Origin of the sequence: Streptomyces griseiscabiei (assembly GCF_020010925.1) — a bacterium.
GTDB lineage: Bacteria > Actinomycetota > Actinomycetes > Streptomycetales > Streptomycetaceae > Streptomyces > Streptomyces griseiscabiei.
In genome coordinates this window covers 1-23,776 of record NZ_JAGJBZ010000004.1, presented here as the reverse complement: position 1 = coordinate 23,776, position 23,776 = coordinate 1, and the positions used below count along the sequence as shown (strand labels likewise).

At 67.7% G+C, this 23,776-nt stretch carries 21 protein-coding genes; 11 read left to right on the top strand and 10 right to left on the bottom strand.

Annotated elements, in window-relative coordinates:
• Positions 1-25 precede the first annotated feature (25 nt).
• Positions 26-508, top strand: a complete 483-nt coding sequence (locus J8M51_RS39500) for an NUDIX domain-containing protein (protein WP_086752567.1) — start codon at positions 26-28, stop codon at positions 506-508.
• Positions 509-549: 41 nt separating this feature from the next.
• Here J8M51_RS39500 and J8M51_RS39495 read toward each other — a convergent pair whose 3' ends face one another.
• Positions 550-2,022 (bottom strand): globin domain-containing protein, encoded by a 1,473-nt coding sequence (locus J8M51_RS39495; RefSeq protein ID WP_398857815.1) that lies wholly within the window; start codon positions 2,020-2,022, stop codon positions 550-552.
• A 710-nt stretch (positions 2,023-2,732) separates the two neighbouring features.
• Here J8M51_RS39495 and J8M51_RS39490 point away from each other — a divergent pair.
• Positions 2,733-3,599: a GNAT family N-acetyltransferase gene (locus J8M51_RS39490; RefSeq protein WP_086752563.1), complete on the top strand. Its 867-nt coding sequence runs from the start codon at positions 2,733-2,735 to the stop codon at positions 3,597-3,599.
• A 34-nt stretch (positions 3,600-3,633) separates the two neighbouring features.
• On the opposite strand, the gene J8M51_RS39485 is transcribed toward J8M51_RS39490, so the two are convergent.
• Complete coding sequence (locus J8M51_RS39485) at positions 3,634-4,854, bottom strand: MFS transporter (RefSeq protein ID WP_086752619.1); 1,221 nt, start codon at positions 4,852-4,854, stop codon at positions 3,634-3,636.
• A 140-nt stretch (positions 4,855-4,994) separates the two neighbouring features.
• Between J8M51_RS39485 and J8M51_RS39480 the strand changes: the two genes are divergently transcribed.
• Entirely contained in the window at positions 4,995-5,453 is a 459-nt protein-coding gene (locus J8M51_RS39480) for a MarR family winged helix-turn-helix transcriptional regulator (protein ID WP_086752561.1), read from the top strand.
• Between the two features lie 10 nt (positions 5,454-5,463).
• Complete coding sequence (locus J8M51_RS39475) at positions 5,464-5,916, top strand: GNAT family N-acetyltransferase (RefSeq protein ID WP_086752617.1); 453 nt, start codon at positions 5,464-5,466, stop codon at positions 5,914-5,916.
• A gap of 91 nt (positions 5,917-6,007) precedes the next feature.
• On the opposite strand, the gene J8M51_RS39470 is transcribed toward J8M51_RS39475, so the two are convergent.
• Both J8M51_RS39470 and dnaB read right to left on the bottom strand, forming a co-directional pair.
• On the bottom strand, positions 6,008-7,393 hold the full coding sequence (locus tag J8M51_RS39470; RefSeq protein ID WP_086752559.1) for a serine hydrolase domain-containing protein: 1,386 nt from the start codon (positions 7,391-7,393) through the stop codon (positions 6,008-6,010).
• Between the two features lie 50 nt (positions 7,394-7,443).
• On the bottom strand, positions 7,444-8,922 hold the full coding sequence (gene dnaB / locus J8M51_RS39465; RefSeq protein ID WP_086752557.1) for a replicative DNA helicase: 1,479 nt from the start codon (positions 8,920-8,922) through the stop codon (positions 7,444-7,446).
• Between the two features lie 458 nt (positions 8,923-9,380).
• Between dnaB and J8M51_RS39460 the strand changes: the two genes are divergently transcribed.
• Positions 9,381-10,718: an MATE family efflux transporter gene (locus tag J8M51_RS39460; RefSeq protein ID WP_086752615.1), complete on the top strand. Its 1,338-nt coding sequence runs from the start codon at positions 9,381-9,383 to the stop codon at positions 10,716-10,718.
• A gap of 188 nt (positions 10,719-10,906) precedes the next feature.
• On the opposite strand, the gene rplI is transcribed toward J8M51_RS39460, so the two are convergent.
• From rplI to rpsF, 4 genes are all read right to left on the bottom strand, one after another.
• Entirely contained in the window at positions 10,907-11,353 is a 447-nt protein-coding gene (gene rplI / locus J8M51_RS39455) for a 50S ribosomal protein L9 (protein WP_005482940.1), read from the bottom strand.
• Between the two features lie 18 nt (positions 11,354-11,371).
• Positions 11,372-11,608, bottom strand: coding sequence for a 30S ribosomal protein S18 (rpsR, locus tag J8M51_RS39450; protein WP_003949403.1), 237 nt, complete (start codon positions 11,606-11,608; stop codon positions 11,372-11,374).
• Positions 11,609-11,689: 81 nt separating this feature from the next.
• Entirely contained in the window at positions 11,690-12,295 is a 606-nt protein-coding gene (locus J8M51_RS39445; protein WP_086752555.1) for a single-stranded DNA-binding protein, read from the bottom strand.
• A 77-nt stretch (positions 12,296-12,372) separates the two neighbouring features.
• A complete protein-coding gene (gene rpsF / locus J8M51_RS39440) occupies positions 12,373-12,663 on the bottom strand; it encodes a 30S ribosomal protein S6 (RefSeq protein WP_010353482.1) in 291 nt (96 codons plus the stop codon).
• Positions 12,664-12,927: 264 nt separating this feature from the next.
• Here rpsF and J8M51_RS39435 point away from each other — a divergent pair, with 264 nt between their 5' ends.
• From J8M51_RS39435 to J8M51_RS39425, 3 genes are all read left to right on the top strand, one after another.
• Positions 12,928-13,242, top strand: a complete 315-nt coding sequence (locus J8M51_RS39435; protein WP_086752553.1) for a hypothetical protein — start codon at positions 12,928-12,930, stop codon at positions 13,240-13,242.
• 223 nt (positions 13,243-13,465) lie between these two features.
• On the top strand, positions 13,466-14,587 hold the full coding sequence (gene femX, locus J8M51_RS39430) for a peptidoglycan bridge formation glycyltransferase FemX (protein ID WP_086752551.1): 1,122 nt from the start codon (positions 13,466-13,468) through the stop codon (positions 14,585-14,587).
• 65 nt (positions 14,588-14,652) lie between these two features.
• Positions 14,653-15,684 carry an alanine racemase gene (locus tag J8M51_RS39425; RefSeq protein ID WP_086752549.1) on the top strand — a complete coding sequence of 344 codons (1,032 nt, stop codon included), beginning with the start codon at positions 14,653-14,655 and terminating at the stop codon, positions 15,682-15,684.
• Positions 15,685-15,765: 81 nt separating this feature from the next.
• On the opposite strand, the gene J8M51_RS39420 is transcribed toward J8M51_RS39425, so the two are convergent.
• Both J8M51_RS39420 and J8M51_RS39415 read right to left on the bottom strand, forming a co-directional pair.
• Positions 15,766-17,265, bottom strand: a complete 1,500-nt coding sequence (locus tag J8M51_RS39420; protein ID WP_086752547.1) for a glycosyltransferase family 87 protein — start codon at positions 17,263-17,265, stop codon at positions 15,766-15,768.
• 194 nt (positions 17,266-17,459) lie between these two features.
• Entirely contained in the window at positions 17,460-20,132 is a 2,673-nt protein-coding gene (locus J8M51_RS39415) for a transglycosylase domain-containing protein (protein ID WP_179202886.1), read from the bottom strand.
• Between the two features lie 373 nt (positions 20,133-20,505).
• Between J8M51_RS39415 and J8M51_RS39410 the strand changes: the two genes are divergently transcribed.
• The 3 genes from J8M51_RS39410 to J8M51_RS39400 all read left to right on the top strand — a co-directional run bounded on the left by J8M51_RS39410 (position 20,506) and on the right by J8M51_RS39400 (position 23,682).
• Positions 20,506-21,186: a PadR family transcriptional regulator gene (locus J8M51_RS39410; RefSeq protein WP_086752543.1), complete on the top strand. Its 681-nt coding sequence runs from the start codon at positions 20,506-20,508 to the stop codon at positions 21,184-21,186.
• Positions 21,187-21,230: 44 nt separating this feature from the next.
• The gene (locus J8M51_RS39405; protein ID WP_086752541.1) at positions 21,231-22,313 is read left to right on the top strand and encodes an inositol-3-phosphate synthase; all 1,083 of its coding nucleotides are present in this window, start codon (positions 21,231-21,233) and stop codon (positions 22,311-22,313) included.
• A 79-nt stretch (positions 22,314-22,392) separates the two neighbouring features.
• The gene (locus J8M51_RS39400) at positions 22,393-23,682 is read left to right on the top strand and encodes an MFS transporter (protein WP_086752539.1); all 1,290 of its coding nucleotides are present in this window, start codon (positions 22,393-22,395) and stop codon (positions 23,680-23,682) included.
• Positions 23,683-23,776 lie beyond the last annotated feature (94 nt).

Sequence of the window (23,776 nt, the reverse complement as noted above, 5' to 3'; positions counted from 1 at the left end):
GAACATGCAGGGCCACATTTCTCCCATGACCGTACGACCCGTGGTCAAGCGCACCGCCCGTGCCGTTCTGCTCGACGGCGACGACCTGATCCTGATCAAGCGGACCAAGCCGGGCATGGATCCCTACTGGCTCACGCCGGGCGGCGGTGTCGAGCCGGAGGACACCACCGTCGTCGACGCGCTCCACCGCGAAGTGCACGAGGAACTCGGCGCCAAGATCACCGATGTGGTGCCCTGCTTCGTGGACACCGTCGAGCACATCGGCGAGGACGGCGGCGCCACCGGCGTGAAGGTCCAGCACTTCTTCGTCTGCCGCCTGGAGTCCCTGGACCCCTCCAAGCGGCACGGCCCCGAGGTGGACGAGCCTCTGGGCGAGTACGAGATCGTGCGCATCCCCTTCACCCGGGTCGGCATCGCCTCCGTGCACCTGGTTCCGCTGTCCCTGCGGCACTACTTGGACGGCAACATCGAGGGCGTACGGGCGATGCACGCGCCCGACCTGGGCTGACGCACCGGCCACCGGAGACACGCGGAGAAGAACGCGGCGGGTCAGTCTCCGGCGGCCACCAGTTCCTCGACCGAGTCATGGCGTATGCGTTCCGAGGGGATGCCTGCGTCCTTGAGCGCGTCCACACCGCTGCGGATCATGCCGGGCGGGCCCGAGAGGTACGCGTCGTACCCGTTCCAGGGGCCGTGGTCCCGTATGGCGTCCGGCAGTTGGAGCAGCCCGTGCCGGTCCACGACCGGGCGGACCTCCAGCCATGAGTTGCTCTGCTGGAGCCGGAGCAGCGTGTCGAGGTCGTAGAGGTCCTGGCCGGTACGGGCCCCGTAGAAGACCTCGACCGGGCGGTGCCGCCCGTGCTCGGCGACGTCCTCGACGATGGCCTTGATGGGCGCGATACCGGTGCCGCCGCCCAGGCAGAGCAATCCGCTGCCGCTGTTGTGGTCGACGGTCATGGCGCCGGCCGGCGGCCCCAGGCGCAGCACGTCACCGGGGCGGGCGCGGTGGACGAGCGAGTTGGAGACCCAGCCGGCGGAGATCGCCTTCACATGGAACGACAGCAGGCCGTCCGAGCGGGGCGCCGAGGCGAAGGAGTAGTGCCGCCAGATCCTCGGCCACCAAGGGGTCTCCAGGCTGGTGTACTGCCCGGCGAGAAAGGGGTACGGCTGGTTCGGACGGACCGTGATGACCGCCGTGTCCGCCGTTCTCAGGTCGTGCGAGACGACCTCCGCCAGCCACCAGGGCGGTGAGCGCAGTTCGTCCGCCGCCGCGGCGTCGATCATCACCTGGGAGATCGTTGTGTACGTCCGGACCCAGGCTGCCTCGGTCTCCTCGTCCCAACTCGCCTTGGCGTAGCGGCTCAGGGCACCGATGAGGCACTCGCCGACGGCCGGGTAGTGATCGGCCTGCGTGCCGTACTTGCGGTGGCCACGACCGAGGTTCTGGAGGTAGTCGACGAGCACCGGGGTGTTGTCGACGTGCTCGGCGGCGGTGAGCAGTGCCTTGAGCAGGCGATCGCGCTGAGCGTCCATCGCCGGAGGGAACATCGAGCGCAGCTCCGGGTGCTGGACGAAGAGCAGCGCGTAGAAGTACGAGGTGACCTTGTCGGCGACGGGCCCGACCTCGGCCATGGTCCGCCGGATGAGAACGGCGTCGGGGGAGGCGGGGGCTGAGGCGGTGGCCGCCTGATCGGTGTGCCGACCAGGGGCGGGGGCATCGAAGACGGAGCGCTCGGAAACGTGCTCCGCGACGGCCGGCGCCGGCTGGGGACGCGGCGGGGCAGCCGGAGGAAGGTCCACGGGGGGCTGTATTCGCTCCTGTGCGGCGCCGTCCCCGTTCTGCTGCGGGTGGTTCGGCGGCTGTTGGGAGCGCCCCATGGGCCGCAGGGCGGCGAGGCGGTTGCCCTCGGGCTCCTGATCTCCGCCGGAGGACGCCGGCGACGTGCGCGGTGTGAACCAGCCGCCTCCGTCACTGTCCCCCGAAGTGCCGTTGTCGGCCGACGTGGTGGTCGGAGCGTCCATGGTCTGCCTCGCCTCGAGCATCTTTCGGTCGATCTGCGCACGCCCCCAGTCGGAAGACGCGCGCTTTCCCCCGCGGACGGCCTTGCTTTCCCCGTTCGTTCCCCGTCGACCAATGCGGCCACATTCAACCCGGGTTCCCGCTCCGTACGGACAAGTAGGTGAGAGTGTGACGTGAGCCGCAGCACCCACCCGCAGCGTTCCACGGCACCCGAACGCTCCCACCCCGTAACGGTAAACGCAGGTCCCCGATCTCCCTGTCCGGTTAGGCTGCATTGAGCTGCGTTCGCACCCCTGCGATGAGACGACTGCATCTCACTTCGGACACGAACCGGACTCGACCCTACCGGTAGGGCCGTCACACACAAGTCCCCCCTTGCCGCACCGGGAATTCAATGGGGGTGAATCAGTAATTACTTCAATTACCGGGCGCGTCCCACCAATTCATAGGCATCCCACAGATCCTGCACCCTGCGCGAGTACATGGCCGACCCATCAGATACCGGCCGGCATTCACGGTGGCCGAGATCGGCACAGTACCGAAGAGCCCCGCGTCGGAGAGCATCTGCCTGCCCATGTTTGCCCGGAGGTAGATGTTTCACGTGAAACATCCGTCCGCGCACTGTGCGGTTGTGCCCGAGGTGGCCAGAACGGTGTACGTCCGAGCGCAAACCGGTGGACGCCACGGGCTCGTATCGGACAGCCTGACCTGCGTGTCGACACCTTCCCCCGCCGCTCTGCCCATCCGCCGTCTGACGCCTCGCGATCTCACCGCGTGCGCCGATCTGTCCGAGGACCGCGGCTGGCCTCGCGAGGAACACAAGTGGGGACTTCTACTGACAGCCGGAACCGGATACGGCATCGACGACTCCGAGGGCGGCCTCGTCGCGGCCTGCGTGGTGACGGAGTACGGTCCGGCGGGCCGCCCGGAGCTGGGCGCGATCGGCATGGTTCTGGTCGCCGAGCGGCATGCCCGCCAGGGCGTCGGACGCCGGCTGATGCGCCATGTCATGTCGGAGATGGGCACGACCCCACTGACCCTGCACGCGACCCCCTACGGACGTCCGCTCTACGAGGAACTGGGCTTCAAGGTCGTCGGACGGGCCGAGATGGTTCGTGGGCACTTCGCATCAGCGGGACCCGCTTCCACGGTCTTCACCCGCCCGGCCACGGCAGAGGACATCACCTCGATCCTCCGGCTCGACGAAGAGATCTTCGGCTCGGATCGCACCCATGTCCTCGCCCGCCTCCCCGCCTTCGCCGATCAGCTGCGCGTGGCCGAGGAGAAGGGCCGGCTCATCGGTTACACAGCCGCCTGGCCCAACATGGACGACCATGTCGTCGGTCCGCTGATCGCCCGGGACACACGGACGGCGAAGGCGCTCATCGCTTCCGTCGCCGCCCGCACCGAACGACCGCTGCGCACGGACATCGACGTACGTCACGAAGAACTGCTGACGTGGGTCAAGGAACATGGCCTGGCGCCGGTCGCCTTCAACTCGGTGATGACGTACGGGCTCGCCGAGCTGCCGGGTGACTGGACCCGGAGGTACGCCCCGCTGACCGTGGCAGCGACCTGAGGCGCCGCTTCCAGCAGGGCGGGCCCGTCGGCCGTCAGTGGTTGACGGCCGTCCGCTGTGCGGTCGCTCCGGCGCCCGCGACGACAGCGCCGGCGGGGCTGCCGGTGCCGGTCCCCCTGCGCTCCAGCGCCGCCGCCACGAGGGCCAGCACGAGTGCGCTCGTGGCGAGGGCTGCGCCGACCCAGTTGGGTGCCGTGTACCCGAAACCCGCGTCGATGACGAGGCCTCCGAGCCATGCGGAGAGCGCGTTGCCGAGGTTGAACGCACCGATGTTCACGGCCGAGGCCAGGGTGGGCGCGCCATGTGCCTGATCGAGGACCCTCTTCTGCAGCGGCGGCACGGTCGCGAAGCCCAGGGCGCCGACCAGCGTGACGGTCACGGCCGCGGCGATCTTGTCGTGGGAGGTGAAGGAGAAGAGTGCGAGGACGACGGCCAGGGCACCCAGGGAGACGTACAGCAGGGGCATCAGCGCGCGGTCGGCGTACTTGCCGCCCACGAGGTTGCCGCCGACCATGCCGAGGCCGAAGAGGACGAGGAGCCAGGTGACGGAGGAGTCGGCGAAGCCCGCCACCTGCGTCATCATCGGGGCGATGTAGGTGATGGCCGCGAAGACACCGCCGAAGCCCAGCACCGTCATCGCCATGGCCAGCAGCACCTGGACGTTCTTGAAGGCGGCAAGCTCGTGGCGGAGGCGGACGTCCTTCGGCCGGGGCATCTCGGGGACCAGGCGGGCGATGCCCAGCAGCCCGACGACGCCCAGCGCGGCGACTCCGGCGAAAGTGACCCGCCAGCCGGCGGACTGTCCGATCAGGGTGCCCAGGGGCACTCCGACGACGTTCGCGACGGTCAGACCGCTGAACATCATCGCCAGGGCGCCGGCCTTCCGGTCCGGGGCGACGAGTTCGGCCGCGACCACCGAGCCGATCCCGAAGAAGGCCCCGTGGGCCAGTGAGGCGACCACACGGCCGAGCAGCATGACGGAGTAGGCGGGAGCCAGCGCGGAGAGCAGATTGCCCGCGATGAACAGGCCCATCAGAAGCATGAGCATCCGCTTGCGGGACACCCTCGTGCCCAGGGCGGTCATGATCGGGGCTCCCGCGACGACGCCGAGGGCGTAGCCGGTCACGAGAAACCCCGCGGTGGGGATGGAGACATCGAAGTCAGCCGCGACCTCGGGCAGCACACCCATGATCACGAACTCGGTCGTGCCGATACCGAAGGCCCCGATCGCGAGAGCCAGAAGCGCGAGAGGCATCAGGACGTACACCTTTCAGAAGACTGCGTAAGCACTCTTCCAGCGTACACAATAATTGCAGACGCGCTATATCTGCCAGGGCGGGCAATTGCGTCGGTGGCCTATCCTGAGGTGAGCAGCTCCGGGACGGAGGAACACCGATGACAGCGACGGACCCCGCACTCACCGCTCTTGCCCAGGGCTGGTGTGCTCTCTCCTTGTTGCACGGGCGGATCGAGGCCCACATCGAACGCGCACTGCAGGCAGGGCACGGCCTCAGCGTGCGCGAGTTCTCCCTGCTCGATGTGCTGAGCCGCCAGCACAGCGGCGAGGGCGGGCACCTCCAGATGAAGCAGGTCGCCGACGCGGTCGTCCTCAGCCAGAGCGCCACCACCCGGCTGGTCACCCGGCTCGAGGACCGTGGCCTGCTCGCCCGCTACCTGTGCCCGACCGACCGCCGGGGCATCTACACGGATGTCTCCGAAGCCGGACTGCGCCTCCTCGCGGCGGCCCGCCCGACCAATGACGCCGCCTTGCGCGAAGCCCTCGACGAGGCGGCCACGAACCCCGAACTGGCTCCGCTGGTCCACATCGTGGAGTCGCTGAACACGCCCGCGTAGGGTGCGGGGCATGGGAGATCTTGAAATTCGCCCCGCGACGGAGGACGACATCCCGGAGATCGTCGCGATGCTGGCCGACGACCCTCTGGGCGCCCAGCGCGAGTCACCGGACGAGCTGACCCCCTATTTCACCGCGCTGGAGCGCCTCACCGGCGATCCGCATCAGCACGTGATGGTCGCCGTCCGCGCAGGCCGCGTCGTCGGCACCCTCCAGCTGACGATCATCCCCGGCCTCTCCCGGCGCGGTTCCACCCGCTCGATCATCGAGGGCGTGCGAATCCACGCCGATGAGCGTGGCGGCGGTCTCGGTACACGGCTCATCGAGTGGGCGGTCGACGCGTCCCGGAGCCAGGGCTGCCAGTTGGTGCAGCTGACCTCCGACGTCACACGCACCGACGCTCACCGCTTCTACGAGCGCCTCGGCTTCGAGGCCACCCACGTGGGCTTCAAAATGCCGCTCTGAGTACCGTGCCCGGGATGCCTGCGGGGTTCTGGATCGCGATGTATCACGTGAAACATCGCGATCCAGAACCCGACCACAGCCAAGGCCGCGTCTACGGGATTCCGCGCCACCCCTCGGGGTCCACTCCACCCGGCACCGGAGCCCCCGTGTCATACGGCTGACGCGTGAACACGAACGACCCGAGGTCCAGATGACTCACGGCCCCGTCGGGTCCTCGTACGGCCCGCAGGAGCTCTCCGGCGAAGTAGCCGTTGAGGCCGGTCCAGCTACCGTCGTCGTTGAGCCGGAATCGAGCGCCGCGCAGCGTGGCGGCAAGCGGCTCCAGCGAGAGACCCCCGTCGGAGACGAGCCGTAGGACGAAGCTGTAGGTCCCCCAGTACCAGGGGCCGGCCAGTTCCAGGACCGAGTGGTCGACATCGGGCAACGGCCGCCAGGGCTCGGGGATCCGCGGTTCGGCTTCCGCCACGATGCGTACGAGGTCGGCGGCCACCTCCGACACCACGGGCCCGGAGGTGCAGTTGGTCAGTACGACGGCCGCCACATCGTCCGCGACGGACATGGTGAGCTGAGCGAGGAAGCCGGGAACCGAACCACCGTGACCGACGAGGAACCGGCCGTCCCGGTGCTGAAGCTGCATCCCGAGCCCGTACGCCGAGCCGACCGACACATCGGCGGCCTCTCCCGGTGCGGCAGGCGTCCGCATCTCCAGAACGGACTCGGCACTCAGCACCCGATCGTCCCCCTGCTCCAGGAAGACCGCGAAGCGCGCCAAGTCGGCCGTCGTAGACCAGAGTTGACCCGCAGGGCCCATACGCCCCAGATCCTCGACCTGCTCCGGCAGCATCACGTCCGCCCAGGGGTGAACGGCCCAGCCTCCGGCGTACGGGGCCTCCGGATGCCATGTCGTTCGCCGCAGACCGAGCGGCTCAAGGATCTCCCGTCGGACGACGTCCTCCCACGGAGCGCCCCGCAGCTGTTCGACGAGCACACCGAGGACGGTGAAGCCGGGGTTGGAGTAGTGGAAGCGGCGGCCCACGGGATGGCGGTGCGGTTGCTCGCCGAGCACATCCGCGAGTTCCGGGCGCAGGGAGCCCGGGGTCCGCTCCCACCAGGGTGAAGGCGACTCGGCCGCCAGTCCGCCTGTGTGCGCGAGCAGTTCGGCGATGGTCGCCTCCCCCGCGCCGGTGCCCGGCAGATGCTTCTCCAGCGGGTCACCGAGGTCGAGCTTGCCCTCGTCGCGCAGCCGCAGGACGAGGACGGCGGTGAAGGTCTTGGTGATGGAACCGATCCGGTACTGCACGTTCTCGTCCGGCGCGTGCCCCTCCACGGAGGTCCGCGCCCCGTTCCACACCGTCTCCCCGCCCCGGACCACTGCCGCGACCAGGGACGGTGTCCGCCCTTCGGCCTGGGCGACGGCGATACGGTGCAGCAGAGCCCGGCGTGTGGCGGGAAGCAGCTCTTCCTGAGGTGTTGTCATGCGCCCAGTCCATCGGGCCCGGCACCTCGAGTCGAGCGCATTTCCCCGGGTCAGGTCTGTGCCATGTCCACGAACCGCGAGTAGTGACCTTGGAAGGCGACCGTGATCGTGGCCGTCGGGCCGTTACGGTGCTTGCCCACGATGATGTCGGCCTCGCCGGCCCGCGGCGACTCCTTCTCGTACGCGTCCTCGCGATGCAGCAGGATCACCATGTCCGCGTCCTGCTCGATGGAACCCGACTCACGCAGGTCGGAGACCATGGGCTTCTTGTCCGTACGCTGCTCGGGACCACGGTTGAGCTGCGACAGCGCGATCACCGGCAGCTCCAGCTCCTTGGCCAGCAGCTTCAGGTTTCGCGACATGTCCGAGACCTCCTGCTGACGGCTCTCCGACCGCCCCTTGCCTCCGGACTGCATCAGCTGGAGATAGTCGATGATGACGAGCTTCAGGTCGTTGCGCTGCTTCAGGCGCCGGCACTTGGCGCGGATCTCCATCATCGACAGGTTCGGGGAGTCGTCGATGTAGAGCGGCGCGGCCGAGACGTCCGGCATCCGGCGAGCCAGTCGCGTCCAGTCCTCGTCCGTCATCGTGCCTGACCGCATGTGGTGCAGGGCCACGCGCGCCTCGGCGGACAGCAGACGCATCGCGATCTCGTTGCGTCCCATTTCGAGCGAGAAGATCACGCTCGGCATGTTGTGCTTGATCGAACAAGCGCGCGCGAAGTCCAGGGCCAGGGTGGACTTACCCATGGCGGGACGGGCCGCGATGATGATCATCTGGCCCGGATGCAGACCGTTGGTGAGCTGGTCGAGGTCGGTGAAGCCGGTCGGCACACCGGTCATCTCCCCCGACCGTGAACCGATCGCCTCGATCTCGTCGAGCGCGCCCTCCATGATGTCGCCGAGCGGCAGATAGTCCTCGGTGGTGCGCTGCTCGGTGACCGCGAAGATCTCGGCCTGGGCTCTGTTCACGATCTCGTCGACGTCGTCGTCGGCCGCGTATCCCATCTGGGTGATCCGGGTGCCGGCCTCGACCAGGCGGCGCAGGACCGCGCGCTCGTGGACGATCTCCGCGTAGTACTCGGCGTTCGCCGCCGTCGGCACCGTCTGGACGAGGGTGTGCAGATAGGAGGCGCCGCCGACCTTGGTGATCTCGCCGCGCTTGGTGAGCTCGGCCGCGATGGTGATGGGGTCGGCAGGCTCGCCCTTGGCGTAGATGTCGAGGATCGCCTGATAGATCGTCTCGTGCGCCGGCTTGTAGAAGTCGGGGCCCTTCAGAATCTCCACCACATCGGCGATGGCGTCCTTGGACAGCAGCATGCCGCCGAGAACGGACTGCTCGGCGTCCAGGTCCTGGGGCGGGACGCGCTCGAAGGCCGACCCTCCGCCGTCCCACTCCCCGTTGTCCCGGCCGCGGTCGTGCCGCTCTTCCCTGCCGCGACCTCCGTCGTCACGCCGCCGGGAAGAGGGAAGACGATCACTGGGCCCGCTGTCGGCCCACGGGTCGTCCAGGGGCTCGGAAATGCTCACCGAGCGGCCTCCTCCCGTCCGCCGAGCGGACCTCGCCGTGCTTCTCATTTCTACGGCACGACACTGACAAATAAGAGGCCCAACTCCGGTTCTGGCGCGTCGGTTTTGCGAGGTTTTCGTGATCTGCCGAGGAGCGGGCGCCGCACCACCGTAGGCCCGTCGGCACCGTCAGCCAATCTGGTTATCCACAGGCCATGTGGACGACGGCCCAGATGCTGTGGAGAACCCCGCAAAACCTGTGCACGACTCGGTGGACAGTCCTGTGAACAAGACCTCGACCTTTTCGTCGCATCCACCCTGACCTGCATCTTTACCGTCCACCGGCTGTGCAGAAGAAAAACTTCCCCAACCGGATCAAGATCATCACTGCCCGTACACGAGAGCGCACCCGAAGAGGCGTGATGTAATAGTCGACAGCCTATTGCATCTCTTACCTGTGGAAGATTGGATCGGTGGTCATGACACAGGCTTCCGTGACCTCCCGGACCCGCCGGCGGCGACATGATCGTGAGATCGTCACGCTGGCCGTTCCGGCCTTCGGCGCACTCGTCGCCGAGCCTCTCTTCCTGATGGTCGACACCGCTGTCGTCGGCCACCTCGGCACCGCGCAACTGGCCGGTCTCGGCATCGCCTCCGCCCTCCTCGTCACCGCGGTGAGTGTCTTCGTCTTCCTGGCCTACGCCACCACCGCCGCCGTCGCCCGGCGCGTCGGTGCCGGAGATCTGCGGGCCGCCATCCGTCAGGGCATGGACGGTATCTGGCTCGCCCTGCTCCTCGGCGTGGCCGTCGTCGCCGTCGTCCTTCCCGCCGCGCCCACCCTCGTCGCTCTCTTCGGCTCCTCGGACACCGCGGCTCCTTATGCCACGACCTATCTGCGGATCTCGGCGCTGGGTATCCCGGCCATGCTCGTCGTGCTCGCCGCCACCGGTGTCCTGCGTGGCCTCCAGGACACTAAGACACCCCTGTACGTCGCCGTGGCGGGCTTCGTCGCCAACGGCGCCCTGAACGTGGGTCTCGTCTACGGCGCCGATCTGGGTATCGCGGGTTCCGCCTGGGGCACGGTCATCGCCCAGGTCGGCATGGCCGTCGCCTACCTCTGGGTCGTGATCCGTGGCGCCCGCAGACACGGCGCTTCGTTGCGGCCGGACGTCGTCGGCATACGCGCCTCGGCTCAGGCAGGAGTACCTCTGCTGGTCCGTACGCTCTCGCTGCGAGCCGTCCTCATGATCGCCACCGCGGTCGCCGCCCGCCTCGGGGACGAGGACATCGCCGCGCACCAGATCATCCTCTCGCTCTGGAGCCTGCTCGCCTTCGCCCTGGACGCGATAGCCATCGCGGGACAGGCCATCATCGGCCGCTACCTCGGCGCGGGGGACGCCTCAGGAGCACGCGAGGCCTGCCGTCGGATGGTGCAGTGGGGGATCGCCACGGGTGCCGTCCTCGGACTCCTGGTGATCCTCGCCCGCCCCGTCTTCATCCCGCTCTTCACGGACGACCCGACCGTGCAGGCAGCCGCGCTCCCCGCCCTGATCGTGGTGGCACTCGCCCAGCCGATCTCCGGAATCGTCTTCGTGCTCGACGGCGTGCTCATGGGCGCGGGAGACGGCCCCTACCTCGCCCGTGCCATGCTGCTGACCCTGGTGGTCTTCATTCCGGCAGCCCTGCTGATACCCGCCCTCGGCGGTGGTCTGACCGCCCTGTGGGGTGCCATGACACTGATGATGGCGACACGCATGCTGACTCTCTGGCTGCGGTCTCGTTCCGGCCTGTGGATCGTCACCGGGGCTACGCGCTGAGAGCGGGGGCGGGAGCCCGAGCGTCGTTTCACGTGAAACATCGCCCCGGTTCGCCGTGTTTCACGTGAAACAGTCGCCTCGCACGCATCCGAGGCGATCGACACCGGTCAGTACAGAAGCAGACAAGCATGTGGGGCCGCACCCTTCACAGGGTGCGGCCCCATACACCGCTTCAGCGAACGCGACGCTTAGGCCGCGATGACCTCGATGTTGACCTTGGCGGCAACCTCGGGGTGCAGACGCACGGACGTCTCGTGGGCGCCCAGGGTCTTGATCGGGCTCGTCAGCTCGATGCGGCGCTTGTCGACCTCGGGGCCACCGGAAGCCTTGATCGCGGAAGCGATGTCGGCGGGGGTGACGGAACCGAAGAGACGACCGGCGTCGCCGGAGCGGACGGCCAGACGAACCTTGACGGCCTCGAGCTGGCCCTTGACCTGGTTGGCCTGCTCGATCGTCTGGATCTCGTGGATCTTGCGAGCACGACGGATCTGCTCGACGTCCTTCTCGCCGCCCTTGGTCCAGCGGATAGCGAACTTCCGCGGGATCAGGTAGTTGCGAGCGTAGCCGTCCTTGACGTCGACGACGTCGCCGGCAGCGCCGAGGCCGGAGACCTCGTGGGTGAGGATGATCTTCATGTGTCGGTCACCCTTCCCTTATCGCGCGGTGGACGTGTAGGGCAGCAGCGCCATCTCACGGCTGTTCTTGACGGCCGTGGCGACGTCACGCTGGTGCTGCGTGCAGTTGCCGGTCACGCGGCGGGCACGGATCTTGCCGCGGTCGGAAATGAACTTCCGCAGCATGTTCGTGTCCTTGTAGTCCACGTACGTGACCTTGTCCTTGCAGAACGCGCAGACCTTCTTCTTCGGCTTGCGCACAGGCGGCTTCGCCATGTGATTCTCCTGTGTGATCAAGAAGTTTGAGGTACGGCCCCGCCCTCGACCTCGAAGACCGGTGATCCGGTCTCAAACGTCTTAGAAGGGGGGCTCGTCCGAGTAGCCGCCGCCACCGCCGCTGCCGCCGGAGTTTCCACCCCAGCCGCCGCCACCGCCGCCGCCCTGGTTGCCACCGGCGGGAGCGCCGCTGGCCCACGGGTCGTCGGCGGGAGCGCCGCCGCCCTGCTGGCCGCCGCCGGAGCCTCCGCCCCAGCCGCCACCACCCTGGCCACCGCCGCCATTGCCGCCGCCGTAACCACCCTGGCCACCGCGGCCACCCGCGGCGGTCTTGGTGACCTTGGCCGTGGCACTGCGCAGGCTGGCGCCGACTTCCTCGACGTCCAGCTCGTAGACCGTGCGCTTGACGCCCTCACGGTCCTCGTAGGACCGCTGCTTCAGCCGGCCCTGCACGATGACGCGCATGCCTCGCTGGAGCGACTCGGCGACGTTCTCCGCCGCCTGACGCCAGACCGAGCAGGTCAGGAACAGGCTCTCGCCGTCCTTCCACTCATTGGTCTGACGGTCGAAGGTACGGGGGGTGGACGCGACACGGAACTTCGCGACCGCCGCACCGGAAGGGGTGAAGCGCAGCTCGGGGTCGTCGACAAGATTGCCGACGACCGTGATGACGGTCTCGCCTGCCATGGGGGAACCTCTCGGCGGGTTTGCTGCTGGCTGCTTGTGCTGCTACTCGGATCCCGGGATCGACTGAGCGAGGAAGCTCAGTGGGTCTCGGGGCGGAGGACCTTGGTCCGGAGGACCGACTCGTTCAGGTTCATCTGGCGGTCGAGCTCCTTGACGATCGCAGGCTCGGCCTGCAGATCGATGACCGAGTAGATGCCCTCAGGCTTCTTCTTGATCTCGTACGAGAGACGACGACGGCCCCAGGTGTCGACCTTCTCGACCTTTCCGTTGCCCTCACGGACGACGGAGAGGAAGTTCTCGATCAGGGGGGCGACAGCGCGCTCCTCCAGATCGGGGTCGAGGATGACCATCACCTCGTAGTGACGCATGTAGAACCCACCTCCTTTGGACTCAGCGGCCACGGTCGTTCCGTGGCAGGAGGGTTGTGATGCGTACGCAACGGTATCGGCCGCCACTGACAATCGGGCGTCCCCGCTGGGGATCCCTGTCATGGCCTGGGCAGACACCGGTGCAGACGGTACAGACTACCCGCACACCCGCTTCCGGTTGAAATCCGGGGGTGGTGACCCTCAATCTGTACACATCGGGTGTGTATGGCGCTACGATGCGCCGCCTTCCGCAGGAGGTGCCACATGGCACAGACATTGCGACCCAACATCGCCGGCTCTCTCTTCGCCACCGACGACAAGCCCCACCCCGTGCAGGACACCCTGCTGGCCGTGACGCTCGTCCTCGGGGTGCTGTCCTTCGTCACGGCGATGTTCCACCATCTGCACCTGCTCAGTTCCTGGGCGGGACTGGTGGGGATTCTGACCGGCGCGTACGGGCAGTTCATCTCGGAGACGACTCGTGAACGCTTCGGCCTGATCGTGGGTCTCGGTGCCTCGGCCGTCGGCTTCTTCCTCGGCATGGCGCATGGAGGCCTTTTCGGCGGGGTCATCGGCTGACTCCGCGCCTCGGCCGCGCAGTTGACGGACCGTGTTCCTTGCTGTCCGTGGGCTTACATCGGACCAAGCGGCCGAATAACACCGCCTGACGGCCCGGCCGCGTGTCGGCCGGGCCCCAGGTTCCATACGGCCATTCGAGGCGCCCGCAGGGCGCAGTAGGCTTCGGCGCGAGAGCCGGAGCCCCTGTACCCATGGGGACACACCAGCCCGAGGAGCGCCCCGAATGAGCCTGACCCTGAGGACGATCAGCCGTGAGCAGCATCTGGCATACATCCAGAGCCTGCCCTCGGCCAGCCACATGCAGGTGCCGGCCTGGGCCGACGTCAAGGCAGAGTGGCGCTCCGAGAGCCTCGGGTGGTTCGACGGCAGGACCGGTGAGATGGTCGGCGCCGGTCTGGTGCTGTACCGCCAGCTGCCCAAGATCAAGCGGTACCTCGCCTACCTGCCCGAGGGTCCGGTCATCAACTGGTTCTCGCCGAACCTCACCGACTGGCTGGAGCCGATGCTCGCGCATCTGAAGCAGCAGGGCGCCTTCTCGGTGAAGATGGGCCCCCCGGTGATCATCCGGCGCTGGGAGGCCATCTCCATCAAGGCGGGCATCCAGAACCCCGATGTGAAGCGCCTGCGTGACATCGAGGCCGACTTCATCGAGCCGCGTGCCTTCGAGGTGGCGGACAAGCTGCGCCGGATGGGCTGGCAGCAGGGCGAGGACGGCGGGGCCGGCTTCGGTGACGTACAGCCCCGCTACGTCTACCAGGTGCCGCTCGCCAACCGCTCCCTGGAAGAGGTCCACAAGAACTTCAACCAGCTGTGGCGCCGCAACATCAAGAAGGCCGAGAAGGCGGGCGTCGAGGTCGTCCAGGGCGGCTACCAGGACCTGGAGGAGTGGCAGCGGCTGTACGAGATCACGGCCATCCGTGACCGCTTCCGGCCCCGCCCGCTGTCGTACTTCCAGCGCATGTGGACGGCCCTCAACACCGAGGACCCCAACCGCATGCGGCTCTACTTCGCCCGGCACAACGGGGTGAACCTGTCCGCGGCGACCATGCTGGTCGTCGGCGGGCACGTCTGGTACTCCTACGGTGCCTCGGACAACATCGGCCGTGAGGTCCGGCCCTCGAACGCGATGCAGTGGCGCATGCTGCGGGACGCCTACGCCCTCGGCGCGACGGTCTACGACCTGCGTGGCATCTCCGACTCGCTGGACGAGACGGATCACCTCTTCGGCCTGATCCAGTTCAAGGTGGGCACCGGCGGACAGGCCGCCGAATACCTCGGTGAGTGGGACTTCCCGCTGAACAAGCTGCTCCACAAGGCGCTCGACATCTACATGTCGCGTCGCTGACGTCCCCGTTTCTACTTCCATACCTCTGATTCACCGCAGCCACGAGAAAGGTTCCGGGACTGTCCATGGCGCTCACGCTGTACGTCGACACCGCGCGCTGGCGGGCACACCACAAGCACGTTCAGGAGCAGTTCCCGGGACTCGTCCCCGTCTGCAAGGGCAACGGCTACGGCTTCGGGCACGAGAAGCTGGCGGAAGAGGCCACGCGCCTCGGGTCGGACATCCTCGCCGTCGGCACCACGTACGAGGCCGCCCGGATCAAGGACTGGTTCAGCGGCGACCTGCTGGTGCTCACGCCCTACCGGCGCGCTGAGGAGCCCGTCCCCCTGCCCGACCGCGTCATCCGCTCCGTGTCGTCGGTCGACGGCGTGTACGGCCTCGTGGGCGCCCGTGTCGTCATCGAGGTCATGTCCTCGATGAAGCGGCACGGGGTGAGCGAGCAGGAACTGCCCCAGCTCCACGCGGCCATAGAGAACGTGCGCCTGGAGGGCTTCGCCATCCACCTGCCGCTGGACCGCACCGACGGCTCGGACGCCGTCGAGGAGGTCATCGGCTGGATGGACCGGCTGCGCGCGGCCCGTCTGCCGCTGCACACCATGTTCGTCAGCCACCTCAAGTCCGAGGACCTCATCCGCCTCCAGCAGCAGTTCCCGCAGACCCGTTTCCGGGCGCGCATCGGCACGCGGCTGTGGCTGGGTGACCACGAGGCCACCGAGTACCGCGGGGCCGTGCTGGACGTCACCCGTGTCGCCAAGGGTGACCGCTTCGGCTACCGGCAGCAGAAGGCGGCCTCGGACGGCTACCTGGTGGTCGTGGCCGGCGGTACGTCGCACGGAGTGGGTCTGGAGGCACCGAAGGCGCTGCACGGCGTCATGCCGCGCGCCAAGGGCGTCGCCCGGGCGGGTCTCGCCACGGTCAACCGGAACCTTTCTCCGTTCGTCTGGGGCGGCAAGCAGCGCTGGTTCGCCGAGCCGCCGCACATGCAGGTGTCGATCCTCTTCGTGCCGTCGGACGCCCCGGAGCCGAAGGTCGGCGAGGAACTGGTGGCCCATCTGCGGCACACCACCACGCAGTTCGACCGGATCGTCGACCGCTGACGGACGTCTTGGAACACCGCGGAAGGCCGTACACGAACCTCGTGTACGGCCTTCCGCGTCACTCCCACCTGCTTTGTTCGCTCAGAGCGAACTGTCGCCCCGGCCAGGGCTGCCCCATTCCACCGGCGGGCCTTCGAAGTGCATCGCGTGCCGCGGTGGATGAGCCGCCGCGCCGTACACATGGAGGTCCTCCGCGCCGTCGAGGACCCCACCGGAGGGGTCGTCGTCACCCGCCCGGCGCACGGTGTCCCGATCGGGCATGAAGATGTCCAGCACGACGATGACGCAGAGATAGAGCGTCCCCACCAAGTGGGCCATGATGGCCAGTTGGTAGCCCTCAGCCGGCAGCCCCTTGTGGGCGTCCCCGCTGGTCGTGTACGCGAGGTACAACCAGATCCCCAGGAAGTACGCCACCTCGCACGCCTGCCAGATCAGGAAGTCCCGCCAACGGGGCCGGGCCAGCGCGGCGAGCGGGACCAGCCAGAGCACGTACTGCGGCGAGTAGACCTTGTTGGTCAGGATGAAGGCCGCGACGATCAGGAACGCGAGCTGCGCGAAGCGCGGACGGCGCGGGGCGGTGAGCGTGAGCACGGCGATGCCGACACAGACGACCACCATCGAGACCATCGCGTACGCGTTCGCCGTCTCGGCGGTGATCTGGATGTTCAGCCGCTGCGAGATGACGAGGAAGAAAGAGCCGAAGTCGACGCCGCGCTCCTGGCTGAAGCGGTAGAACTTCGACCATCCGTCTGGCGCCAGCAGCATCACCGGAACGTTCACCGCAAGCCATGCCCCGACTGCGCCGAGCACCGCGGTCCCGAAGGCGCGCCACTTCCCCGCCCGCCAGCACAGGACGAAGAGCGGTCCGAGCACCAGGAACGGATAGAACTTGGCGGCCGTGGCGAGCCCGATCAGCACGCCGAAGGCGAGAGGACGCCCACGCGACCACATCAGCATCGCGGCAGCCAGCAGGGCCACGGCGAGGAGGTCCCAGTTGATCGTGGCGGTCAGCGCGAAGGCGGGCGCCAGGGCCACCAGGAGGCCGTCCCAGGGGCGCCGGCGGTGGATGCGCGCGCAGCAGACAGCGATGACCGCCGCGCACGCCATCAGCATCCCGGCGTTGACCATCCAGTACCACTGCTCTTGCTTCTGGATGGTGCCGCTGCCCGGGGTGAGCCAGGCGGCGACCTCCATGAACACACCGGTCAGCACCGGGTACTCGAGGTACTCCATGTCGCCGGGGATCTTGTCGAAGTACGGCACCAGCCCGTCGGCGAAGCCCCGCCCCTGGTAGAGGTGCGGGATGTCCGAGTAGCAGGCGTGCGTGTACTGGGAGCTGGCCCCGAAGAACCAGGCGCCGTCGTAGCAGGGCAGCTTCTGCACCATGCCCAGCGCGAACATGCCGATCGCCACGAGCGCGACGACCCGTACCGGCGTCCACCAGGACGTACCGAGCAGCGCCCGCCGCCCGATCGGGCCACCGATCAGCTCGCTGCCGGTCGAAGCGACCTCGTCCTCCTTGGTCGGCCGCACCGGCTCCGGCTCGTCCGTACTCACTCGCGTCGTCTCTGCACTGGGCATGCCGCACATCCTGCCGTACGCGCCTGGGAATACGCCGAGGACCATCGCATCCCACCGTGGGCCGCGCCCATGTTTCACGTGAAACATGCCCCGTCGGCTCTGCCCGATCTCTCCAGGACATGGCAAGGGCCACCGCACCTTGATCGGTGCGATGGCCCTTGTTTCACGTGAAACACAGTCCGGCGGACGCGGAGCTAACCGTCGTTCCCTCCGAAGAGTCCCCCGTTCTGGTTGCCTCTCGAATCGTCCTCCGACTCCGTCGGTGTCGCTGTCACCCCGCCGTCGGTGCCACCGGTGTCCGTACCACCGGTGTCCGTACCACCGGTCACCTCACAGGTGGGGTCGAACGGGTTGCCGCAGGTCTCGCTGGGCGTCGGGGACGGCAGGACCTCGGTCTCACTCGGCGTCGGGCTCGGCTCGGGGTCTTCCTCCTCCTCGGACTGACTAGGCGTCGGGGACGGCGTCGGGTCCGGGTCGTCGTTGACGATCACACCGATCGGCTCCGGCTCCGGGAAGTCCTCCGGCGCCACGCCCTTGAGCGCGTCCTCCATGTAGTCGTGCCAGATCTCGGCCGGGAACGAGGCACCGTGGATCGTCTCCTGACCACCCGTGCCGTACATCTCCAGGAACGTGCGGTTCTTGTTCGACTCGTCGTCGTCCATGCGGTACATGCTGATCGCGGTCGACAGCTGCGGGGTGTATCCGACGAACCAGGCCGACTTGTTGCCGTCGGTGGTACCGGTCTTGCCCGCCACCTCACGGCCGGTCAGCTGGGCCGACGTGCCCGTTCCCTCGTCGACGACGGTCTTGAGGACGTCGGTGACGTTGTCGGCGACCGCGGCAGTGAAGGCCCGCTTGGGCTTGGAGACGTCGTCGTGGTCGAACACCGTCAGGCCCTCGTACTCGACCGTCTTGACCGAGAACGGATCGTTCTGCTTGCCGCTGGCGGCGAAGGTCGCGTACGAGCCCGCCATGCGGATCGCGCTGGGGTCGGAGATACCGATCGAGAAGGACGGGAAGCCCGTGCCGGTGAGGCTGTCCTTCTTGAGGCCTGCCTCGATGGCCGCTTCCTTCACCCGGTCCAGACCGACGTCCATGCCCAGCTGCACGTAGGGGGAGTTCGCCGAGACCCGCATCGCCTCACGGAGATCGATCTGGAACTTCGGCGCACTGCCGTACGACTCGTCGCCGTCGTTGGCCTGCAGCCACTCCTTGCCCTCTTCGTTGGTCCAGATCTCGCCGTTGTAGTCCCTGATCTTGAGGTTGTTCTTGCCGTTGTAGAGACTCTTCGGCGAGACGATGGTGCGCTCGTCCTGCGCCTGGTCCGGATCGAGATCGGGATCCCGCTTGCCCCAGGTCATGGCTGCCGCCAGGACGTACGGCTTGAACACCGAGCCGACCTGGGCACCGGTGACGTCGGCGTTGTTGGTGAAGTGCTTGGTGGCGTCCTCACCGCCGTAGAGCGCCTCGATGGCACCCGACTTCGGACTCACCGACGCGCCGCCGAACTGCACATGGGTGTCCGTCTGCGGGCGGAGGTCCGGCTTGATGTTCTCCTTGCGGACCTTGTTCACGGCCTTCTCGAGTTCCTTGACCTTGTTCTTGTCGAAGGTCGTGTGGATCTCGAAGCCGCCCTGTTCGAGCTGCTTCTGCGTGATATCCGTGTTGTTGAGGATGTAACCCTTGGCCGTGTCGACGAGGTAGCCGATCTGGCCGCCCAGCTGGGCGTTGGACCGAGGACGCTGGATCTTGGGGAAGTTGGGGTACTTGGCCCGCTCTGCCGCCGACAGATGCTTGTCCTTGACCATCTCGTCGAAGATCCAGCCCCAGCGTTCCGCGGCTCGCTTGCTGTTCGCCTGAGACGTGGCCGCCGGGTCGATCGCCGTCGCTCCGGCCGGGTCGTAGTACGTCGCGCCCTTGAGGACGGCGGCGAGGAAGGCGCACTGACTGGGATTGAGCTTCTCCGCGTCCACCCCGAAGTACGTACGTGCGGCCGCCTGGAGACCATACGCGCCACGGCCGAAATAGGCCGTGTTCAGGTAGCCGCTCATGATCTCGTCCTTGTCGACGGACGCGCCCACCTTCACCGAGATGAAGAGTTCCTTCACCTTCCGGGAGAGCGTCTGCGACTGGTCGTCGAGCATGGCGTTCTTCACGTACTGCTGGGTGATGGTCGAACCACCCTGCGTCTGACCACCCTTGGCCATGTTGACGACGGCGCGGGCGATACCCATCGGGTCGACGCCGCTGTCGGTCTCGAACGTCTTGTTCTCGGCCGACATGACGGCGAAGCGCATCGCCTTGGGGATCTTCTCGTACGCGATGATCTGGCGGTTCACCTCACCACCCGTCGCGACCATCTGTGAGCCGTCCGACCAGTAGTAGACGTTGTTCTGCGCTGTCGCGGCCTGGGCCGCGTTGGGTACCGCGACCACCGCGTATCCGATGCCGGCCGCCGCCACCAGGCTTCCGAAGAACCCGATGAGCAGTCCTGTCACCTGACGCCACGACGGAACCCAGCGCATGGCTCCGTACTTGCCGGCACGCGGGTAGTCGATAAAGCGCTTCTTCCCGGGGGGAGCGGCGCGTCCACGGCCGCGGCCGGGTCCGCGTCCCGCGGGTTCGGCGGCTCTGCGACGGCCGCCGACACCGCCGCTGCCCGTGCCGGTGCTTCTCTGCGACGCCCGCCGGGCCGCGGCACGGCCCTCGTACTGGGTCTCTTCACCTCCCGCGCCGTAGGTGTCGGAAAGTGACCCGGTGGCGCCCGGCGGTGCCGCGCGGCGGCCGGAGGAAGCCGACTGGCCACGCCGGGCCGCGGCACGTCCGCCTCCCTGCGGCGGCGGCAGTTTGCGACGGTGCTCGCTCATCGAACGACTACTCCTCGGGCAGGCGCACCCGTGCGCGCCTGGAAACGGCGGCTGGTTTCCGGTCCCCCCGAAGTACGGATGCGGTCGTGTGGGTATTCATCCGTACCGCACCCAGGACCACTACGTGCTCAAACGTCACTCGGTTCCCGGTGATGTGCATGCCGCACAGACTACGCACCGCCAAAACCCACTGAGGACCGAACTTCACCCCAAATCAGGCAACTTGCTTCCTACTTATCGGTGATGTGACCCCGTTCACCGGATCCCCACTTGTCGCATCCGTAGGGGCGTTCTATCGTCTGGATGTATCGAGTCGATACATCAGCTCGGCATAAAACGTGTCGACAGGGCCAGCGGGAGAGGGGAGGCGACGATGAGCCGGCGCTCCGGGATACTCGAGTTCGCCGTCCTCGGTCTGCTCCGCGAAGCCCCGATGCACGGCTATGAGCTGCGCAAACGACTCAACACGTCGTTGGGTGTGTTCCGGGCCTTCAGCTACGGGACGCTCTACCCCTGCCTCAAGACGCTGGTCGCCAACGGCTGGTTGATCGAGGAGCCGGGGAGCGTCCCCGAGGATGCTGCCGCCGCCCCGCTCACGGGACGCCGCGCCAAGATCGTCTACCGGTTGACGGCGGAAGGTAAGGAGCACTTCGAGGAACTGCTCTCGCAGACGGGGCCCGACGCCTACGAGGACGAGCACTTCGCCGCTCGCTTCGCGTTCTTCGGGCAGACCTCCCGTGATGTGCGCATGCGCGTCCTGGAGGGCCGTCGCAGCCGTTTGGAGGAACGGCTGGAGAAGATGCGTGCCTCTCTGGCACGCACCCGCGAGCGCCTCGACGACTACACGCTCGAGCTCCAGCGCCACGGGATGGAGTCCGTGGAGCGCGAAGTGCGCTGGCTGAACGAGCTCATCGAGAGCGAGCGGGCGGGACGGGACCTGAAGGGCCCCGTCCGCGGAGAAGCCGCTCGCGACACCACAGAGGGAGCGCCGGGCGCCCTGCCCCGGCCCGGGGACACCCCCGGTCCGGATGCGCCCGGCGACACCACCACGTGAGGTCCCTGCCAGGACCTCACTCGTACACACAGGGAGCAACCGGAATGGGTTCGGTTCGCGTAGCCGTCGTCGGAGTGGGCAACTGCGCCGCGTCGCTGGTGCAGGGAGTCGAGTACTACAAGGACGCCGACCCGGCGTCGAAGGTCCCGGGCCTCATGCATGTGCAGTTCGGTGACTACCACGTCAGTGACGTGGAGTTCGTCGCCGCCTTCGATGTCGACGCCAAGAAGGTCGGTCTCGACCTCGCGGACGCCATCGGCGCCTCCGAGAACAACACGATCAAGATCTGTGACGTGCCGGCCACCGGTGTGACCGTGCAGCGCGGCCACACGCTCGACGGCCTCGGCAAGTACTACCGCGAGACCATCGAGGAGTCCGCCGAGACTCCGGTCGACGTGGTCCAGATCCTCAAGGACAGGCAGGTCGACGTTCTCGTCTGCTACCTGCCCGTCGGTTCCGAGGACGCGGCGAAGTTCTACGCCCAGTGCGCCATCGACGCCAAGGTCGCCTTCGTCAACGCCCTTCCGGTCTTCATCGCCGGCACCAAGGAGTGGGCGGACAAGTTCGTCGAGGCAGGCGTCCCGATCGTCGGCGACGACATCAAGTCGCAGGTGGGTGCCACCATCACGCACCGCGTCATGGCGAAGCTGTTCGAGGACCGGGGTGTCGTCCTGGACCGCACGATGCAGCTGAACGTCGGCGGCAACATGGACTTCAAGAACATGCTCGAGCGCGACCGCCTGGAGTCCAAGAAGATCTCCAAGACCCAGGCCGTCACCTCCCAGATCCCCGACCGGGAGCTCGGCGAGAAGAACGTCCACATCGGCCCGTCCGACTACGTCGCCTGGCTCGACGACCGCAAGTGGGCGTACGTCCGCCTGGAGGGCCGTGCGTTCGGTGACGTCCCGCTGAACCTGGAGTACAAGCTCGAGGTCTGGGACTCCCCGAACTCCGCCGGTGTCATCATCGACGCTCTGCGCGCGGCGAAGATCGCCAAGGACCGCGGCATCGGCGGTCCAATCCTGTCGGCGTCGTCGTACTTCATGAAGTCCCCGCCGGTGCAGTACTTCGACGACGAGGCACGCGAGAACGTCGAGAAGTTCATCAAGGGCGAGGTCGAGCGCTGACCGGGCGTTCGTAGCGGGCTGTTGAGGGTCTCCGGGGCATGTGCCCCGGAGACCCTCCCCGTATGTGAGGCTGTGCCCCATGTCCGTCGTGCGCGACCTGCGCGTCCTGCTCCGCTTCCGCGACTTCCGGCATCTGCTGACCGTGCGGCTGCTGTCCCAGGGGGCCGACGGCGTCTATCAGGTCGCGCTCGCCACCTACGTCGTCTTCTCTCCCGAGAAGCAGACCTCGGCGGCGGCGATCGCCTCCGCGATGGCGGTCCTGCTCCTTCCCTATTCCCTCATCGGCCCCTTCGCCGGCGTCCTGCTGGACCGCTGGCGCCGTCGCCAGGTGCTGCTGTACGGAAACCTCCTGCGTGCCGTGCTGGCGTCCGTGACCGCCGTCCTGATCCTCAGCGGTGTACCCGACTGGCTCTTCTATGTCTCCGCGCTCTGTGTCACGGCGGTCAACCGCTTCGTGCTGGCGGGGCTCTCCGCCGCACTGCCCCGTGTGGTGGACGCCGATCGTCTGGTGATCGGCAACTCACTCTCACCGACGGCCGGAACGCTCGCCGCGACAGCCGGCGGAGGACTCGCCTTCGTCGTGCGGCTGTTGGCCTCGGACTCGGACGCCGCGGTGGTCCTCCTCGGCTCGGCCCTGTATCTGTGCGCGGCCCTGGCCTCCCTGCGCATCGCCCGGGAGCTGCTCGGCCCTGATCCGGAGTTGGTGCAGCCGCGGCTCGGCGCGGCACTCGCCGGAACCGCGCGGGGTCTGGCAGCGGGCGTACGACACCTTGCCGAACCTGGACGGCGGGCGGCTGCCTGGGCCTTGGCCTCGATGACGCTGATGCGGTTCTGCTACGGCGCCCTGACCGTCATGGTGCTCATGCTCTGCCGGTACGCCTGGTCGTCCGACACGTCCGGGGCGGCCGACTCCGAGCAGGGGCTGGCCCTCCTCGGTCTCGCCGTGGGGATCTCGGGAGCCGGATTCTTCACCGCGGCGGTGATCACCCCCTGGGCGGCCGGGCGATGGGGACCGGGCCTGTGGATCGTCTTCTGCTCCGCGGCCGCCGCCGTTCTGGAACCGGCCCTCGGGCTGCCGTTCACGGAGGCGCCGATACTGATCGCCGCGTTCGTTCTGGGTCTGGTCACCCAGGGAGCGAAGATCTCCACGGACACGATCGTCCAGTCCTCGGTGGAGGACGGCTACCGGGGGCGGATCTTCTCCCTCTACGACGTCCTGTTCAACATCGCCTTCGTCGGCGCCGCCGCCGTGGCAGCCCTGATGCTCCCGCCGGACGGTCGCTCGGCCGCCCTGGTGCTCACTGTGGCCGCGTTCTACGCACTGATCGCTGCGGCCATGGCCCGTTTCGTGCTGACGAGCAGGCCCTGATGCGGAACCGTCGATGTTTCACGTGAAACATCGACCTCTCAGTCTCCCCCTCGGTGCCCACAGCCCTGGTGGTCGGCGATGCGAGCGAGCGGCG

Coding starts and splice junctions, on each gene's coding strand:
- J8M51_RS39500 (WP_086752567.1), top strand. CDS start 26: ATGACCGTACGACCCGTGGTCAAGCGCACCGCCCGTGCCGTTCTGCTC.
- J8M51_RS39495 (WP_398857815.1), bottom strand. CDS start 2,022: ATGGACGCTCCGACCACCACGTCGGCCGACAACGGCACTTCGGGGGAC.
- J8M51_RS39485 (WP_086752619.1), bottom strand. CDS start 4,854: ATGCCTCTCGCGCTTCTGGCTCTCGCGATCGGGGCCTTCGGTATCGGC.
- J8M51_RS39480 (WP_086752561.1), top strand. CDS start 4,995: ATGACAGCGACGGACCCCGCACTCACCGCTCTTGCCCAGGGCTGGTGT.
- J8M51_RS39475 (WP_086752617.1), top strand. CDS start 5,464: ATGGGAGATCTTGAAATTCGCCCCGCGACGGAGGACGACATCCCGGAG.
- J8M51_RS39470 (WP_086752559.1), bottom strand. CDS start 7,393: ATGACAACACCTCAGGAAGAGCTGCTTCCCGCCACACGCCGGGCTCTG.
- J8M51_RS39460 (WP_086752615.1), top strand. CDS start 9,381: ATGACACAGGCTTCCGTGACCTCCCGGACCCGCCGGCGGCGACATGAT.
- rplI (WP_005482940.1), bottom strand. CDS start 11,353: ATGAAGATCATCCTCACCCACGAGGTCTCCGGCCTCGGCGCTGCCGGC.
- rpsR (WP_003949403.1), bottom strand. CDS start 11,608: ATGGCGAAGCCGCCTGTGCGCAAGCCGAAGAAGAAGGTCTGCGCGTTC.
- J8M51_RS39445 (WP_086752555.1), bottom strand. CDS start 12,295: ATGGCAGGCGAGACCGTCATCACGGTCGTCGGCAATCTTGTCGACGAC.
- rpsF (WP_010353482.1), bottom strand. CDS start 12,663: ATGCGTCACTACGAGGTGATGGTCATCCTCGACCCCGATCTGGAGGAG.
- J8M51_RS39435 (WP_086752553.1), top strand. CDS start 12,928: ATGGCACAGACATTGCGACCCAACATCGCCGGCTCTCTCTTCGCCACC.
- femX (WP_086752551.1), top strand. CDS start 13,466: ATGAGCCTGACCCTGAGGACGATCAGCCGTGAGCAGCATCTGGCATAC.
- J8M51_RS39425 (WP_086752549.1), top strand. CDS start 14,653: ATGGCGCTCACGCTGTACGTCGACACCGCGCGCTGGCGGGCACACCAC.
- J8M51_RS39420 (WP_086752547.1), bottom strand. CDS start 17,265: ATGCCCAGTGCAGAGACGACGCGAGTGAGTACGGACGAGCCGGAGCCG.
- J8M51_RS39415 (WP_179202886.1), bottom strand. CDS start 20,132: ATGAGCGAGCACCGTCGCAAACTGCCGCCGCCGCAGGGAGGCGGACGT.
- J8M51_RS39410 (WP_086752543.1), top strand. CDS start 20,506: ATGAGCCGGCGCTCCGGGATACTCGAGTTCGCCGTCCTCGGTCTGCTC.
- J8M51_RS39405 (WP_086752541.1), top strand. CDS start 21,231: ATGGGTTCGGTTCGCGTAGCCGTCGTCGGAGTGGGCAACTGCGCCGCG.
- J8M51_RS39400 (WP_086752539.1), top strand. CDS start 22,393: ATGTCCGTCGTGCGCGACCTGCGCGTCCTGCTCCGCTTCCGCGACTTC.